5 protein-coding genes are annotated in these 3,508 nt (G+C 70.2%); 2 read left to right on the top strand and 3 right to left on the bottom strand.

All coding sequences use genetic code 11. The features are described from left to right. The 3 genes from STRTUCAR8_RS31750 to STRTUCAR8_RS31740 all read right to left on the bottom strand — a co-directional run. The coding region (locus STRTUCAR8_RS31750) for a D-alanine--D-alanine ligase (RefSeq protein ID WP_006380269.1) at positions 1-464 on the bottom strand (464 nt) is incomplete at its 3' end. 59 nt (positions 465-523) lie between these two features. Beyond that, complete coding sequence (locus tag STRTUCAR8_RS31745; protein WP_006380267.1) at positions 524-1,534, bottom strand: NAD(P)H-dependent glycerol-3-phosphate dehydrogenase; 1,011 nt, start codon at positions 1,532-1,534, stop codon at positions 524-526. Beyond that, the gene (locus STRTUCAR8_RS31740; RefSeq protein WP_006380266.1) at positions 1,531-2,388 is read right to left on the bottom strand and encodes a lysophospholipid acyltransferase family protein; all 858 of its coding nucleotides are present in this window, start codon (positions 2,386-2,388) and stop codon (positions 1,531-1,533) included. Before STRTUCAR8_RS31740 ends, STRTUCAR8_RS31745 begins: the two co-directional genes overlap by 4 nt. Positions 2,389-2,601: 213 nt before the next feature. Between STRTUCAR8_RS31740 and cofC the strand changes: the two genes are divergently transcribed. Together cofC and STRTUCAR8_RS31730 are read left to right on the top strand one after the other, a co-directional pair. Next, positions 2,602-3,240, top strand: a complete 639-nt coding sequence (cofC, locus tag STRTUCAR8_RS31735; protein WP_044473243.1) for a 2-phospho-L-lactate guanylyltransferase — start codon at positions 2,602-2,604, stop codon at positions 3,238-3,240. Between the two features lie 9 nt (positions 3,241-3,249). Next, positions 3,250-3,468, top strand: a complete 219-nt coding sequence (locus STRTUCAR8_RS31730) for a hypothetical protein (RefSeq protein ID WP_006380268.1) — start codon at positions 3,250-3,252, stop codon at positions 3,466-3,468. Positions 3,469-3,508 lie beyond the last annotated feature (40 nt).

The raw sequence follows: 3,508 nt of genomic DNA, 5'->3' as shown, positions 1-3,508 counted from the left end.
GAGGCGAGCACGCCCGCGCCGACGTACGGGACACCGGAGAGCTCCAGCAGGCCCTGAAGGGTGCCGTCCTCCCCGTACGGGCCGTGCAGGACGGGGAAGACGACGTCCACCTCGCCGAGCGCCTTGGGCACCGATCCCGGCTCGCTGTAGACGACTTCGCGGTTCGCGGGGTCGACGGGGAGCACCACGCCGCCCTCGCTCGACTCGGCGAGATCGTCGACGTTCGGCGCCTTGCGGTCGACGATCGCCATGCGCTCCGGTTCGTCGGCGGTGAGCGCCCAGCGGCCGTCCTGGGTGATGCCGATCGGCAGGACGTCGTACTTCGTCCGGTCGATGGCACGCAGCACGGCGCCGGCGGTGACCACGGAGATCCCGTGTTCGGAGCTGCGACCGCCGAAGACGACGGCCACGCGCGGCTTACGGGACGGCTGCTCGGGGCTCTGGGGCAGGTTCTCGGTGCTCATATCGGGTTGAGGGTACCCGGTGGTAGGGCACTGAGTCAGCGCCCGCAGACCCCTGTTGCTCAGCGTCGTTCGGGCTTGGCGCTGCGCGACATCAGTTCCTTGAGGGCCACGACGGGCGGCTTGCCCTCGTGCACGATGCCGACGACCGTTTCCGTGATCGGCATGTCGACGCCGTGCCTGCGGGCCAGATCCAGCACGCTCTCGCAGGACTTGACGCCCTCGGCGGTCTGCTTGGTGACCGCGATGGTCTCCTGGAGGGTCATGCCCCTGCCGAGGTTGGTGCCGAAGGTGTGGTTGCGGGAGAGCGGCGAGGAGCAGGTCGCCACCAGGTCGCCCAGGCCCGCCAGGCCCGCGAAGGTGAGCGGGTCGGCGCCCATCGCGAGGCCGAGGCGGGCGGTCTCGGCGAGGCCGCGCGTGATGAGCGAGCCCTTCGTGTTGTCGCCGAGGCCCATGCCGTCGGCGATACCGACCGCCAGCCCGATCACGTTCTTGACCGCGCCGCCGAGTTCGCAGCCGATGACGTCGGTGTTGGTGTACGGGCGGAAGTACGGGGTGTGGCAGACGCCCTGAAGGCGCTGGGCCACGGCGTCGTCCGTACAGGCGACCACCGCGGCGGCCGGCATCCGGGCGGCGATCTCCCGGGCGAGGTTGGGGCCCGTGACGACCGCGATGCGGTCCTGGCCCACCTTGGCGACGTCGTCGATGACCTCGGTCATCCGCATCGCGGAGCCGAGTTCGACGCCCTTCATGAGAGACACGAGGATCGTGTCGGGGGCGAGCAGCGGCGTCCACTCGGCGAGGTTCCCGCGCAGGGTCTGCGAGGGGATGCTGAGTATCGTGAAGTCGGCGTCGCGGGCGGCCTCGGCGGGGTCCGTGGTGGCGCGGAGGTTCTCCGGGAGTTCGACGCCCGGGAAGTAGTCCGGGTTCGTCCGCGTGGAGTTGATCGCCTCGGCGAGTTCGGGGCGGCGGGCCCACAGGGTCACCTCGCAGCCGGCGTCGGCGAGCACCATGCCGAAGGCGGTCCCCCATGATCCAGCGCTGAACACCGCCGCCTTGACCCGCTCGCTCACTTGCCCTGCCCCTCTTCCTGAACTTCCCGTGCTTCTGCTGCTTCTTGTACCGGTGCCTGTCGTACGGCTGCCGCCTCGGCGGTGGCTCTGGCGTGCGCGTCCAACGCGTCCTGCGCCTCTTCCTCGGCCGTGCGGCGGCGCTGCTCGATCCGCTCCTGGCGCGGGTCGTACGGCGTCGCGGGCGCCTTCCCGCCGCGGATGACCTCCAGCTGGCGGGTGACGGCGGCCATGATGACCTCCGTCGCCTCCTTCAGGAGGTCGGGGCTCATTTCCTTGTCGTAGAACCGCGTCAGGTCCACGGGCGGACCCGCGAGGACGTGGTGGGTCTTGCGCGGAAGGACGTTGAGCTTCTTGGAGTACGGCGGGAGCAGTTCGTTCGCGCCCCACTGGGCCACCGGGATCACCGGGCACTTGGTCTGCAGGGCGACCCGGGCGGCGCCGGTCTTGCCGGTCATGGGCCACTGGTCCGGGTCGCGGGTGATGGTGCCCTCGGGGTAGAAGACGACACATTCGCCGCGTTCCACGGCGTCGATCGCGGCGCGGAAGGCGCTCAGCGCGTCGGTGGTCTCGCGGTAGACGGGGATCTGTCCGGTGCCGCGCATCATGACACCGCTGAATCCCTTCTTGAAAAGCCCGCTCTTCGCCAGAAAACGCGGAACCCGACCGCTGTTGTACTGGTAGTGACCGTAGGCGAAGGGGTCCGCATGCGAATTGTGGTTCACCGCGGTGATAAATCCGCCCGCCGCCGGAATGTTCTCCATTCCACGCCAGTCACGCTTGATCAGAAGCACGAGCGGCGGTTTGCAGATGACCGCAGCGAGGCGGTACCAGAAGCCGATTCTGCGGCTGGGCACGCGGACACCTTCCTCTAAGGCCTGGACCAGGACCTCTGCCGGTGACCTGGGGGCCGCACAAGTGTCGCCCCGGGCTTCCGGTCTGTCGAGAACACCGTACGCCCCGGTACCGACACCGCCGGATGGGCTTTGATGACAGCCAGGTGACAATGGTTGCCGCAGGAAGAGCGCTGGGTGAGCAGCCGGGGTGAGCGAGGGAGGGACGGAACGCTCGTGCAGTGGACGGTGGTCATACCCCTCAAACCCCTGGCGCGGGCCAAGAGCAGGCTCGCGGACACCGCCCACGAGGGGCTCCGCCCGGGTCTCGCTCTCGCCTTCGCGCAGGACACGGTGGCGGCGGTGCTCGCCTGCGCGGCGGTCCGCGATGTGGCGGTAGTCACGAACGACGCCGTGGCCGCCCGGGAACTGTCGGCTCTGGGGGCCGCGATCGTCTCCGACGAGCCTCTGGGCGGTCTGAACGCCGCTCTGGCGCACGGAGCGGCGGCCGTGCGGACTCTGCGGCCCGACAGCCCTGTAGCGGCCCTGAACGCCGATCTGCCGGCCTTGCGCCCCCTGGAGCTGGCCCGCGTCCTGGATGCCGCCGCCGAATTCCCGCGCGCTTTCCTCGCGGACGCGGCCACCGTCGGCACCACGCTGCTGACCGCCCGCCCCGGTCAGGAATTGCTCCCGCATTTCGGTCCGCGTTCCCGAATCCGCCACCAGGAGTCCGGCGCCGTGGAACTCGGACTCACCTCGGTGAATTCCGTACGCCAGGACGTGGACACCGGCGACGATCTGCGGGCGGCGCTCGCCCTCGGGGTGGGGACACGGACGGCGACCGCCGTCGAGGGGCTGCTGATCGCGGGCCAGTAGGCTGCCGCCATGCAGGCGACCGCGTACACGTACGACGCCGGGACACGCAGCGGCAGTGTGCTGCTCGACGACGGCACCCCCGTTCCCTTCGACGCGCCGGCGTTCGACGCGGGCGGACTGAGGCTGCTGCGGCCCGGACAGCGGGTGCGCATCGAGGTCGAGGGGCCCGGGTCGGCGGACGGTGCGGGCGCCCCCCGGATCACGCTCGTCACCCTGCAGACGTTCTAGCAAACGTTGCAGCAGACGCCCTGAAGGCCTTCTGAAGGCC

This window comes from Streptomyces turgidiscabies Car8, from assembly GCF_000331005.1.
GTDB lineage: Bacteria > Actinomycetota > Actinomycetes > Streptomycetales > Streptomycetaceae > Streptomyces > Streptomyces turgidiscabies.
This window is presented reverse-complemented; position numbering and strand designations above follow the sequence as displayed.

What these genes read in the sequence shown, in the direction of transcription:
- STRTUCAR8_RS31730 (WP_006380268.1), top strand. Translation starts at nt 3,250, where the DNA reads ATGCAGGCGACCGCGTACACGTACGACGCCGGGACACGCAGCGGCAGT.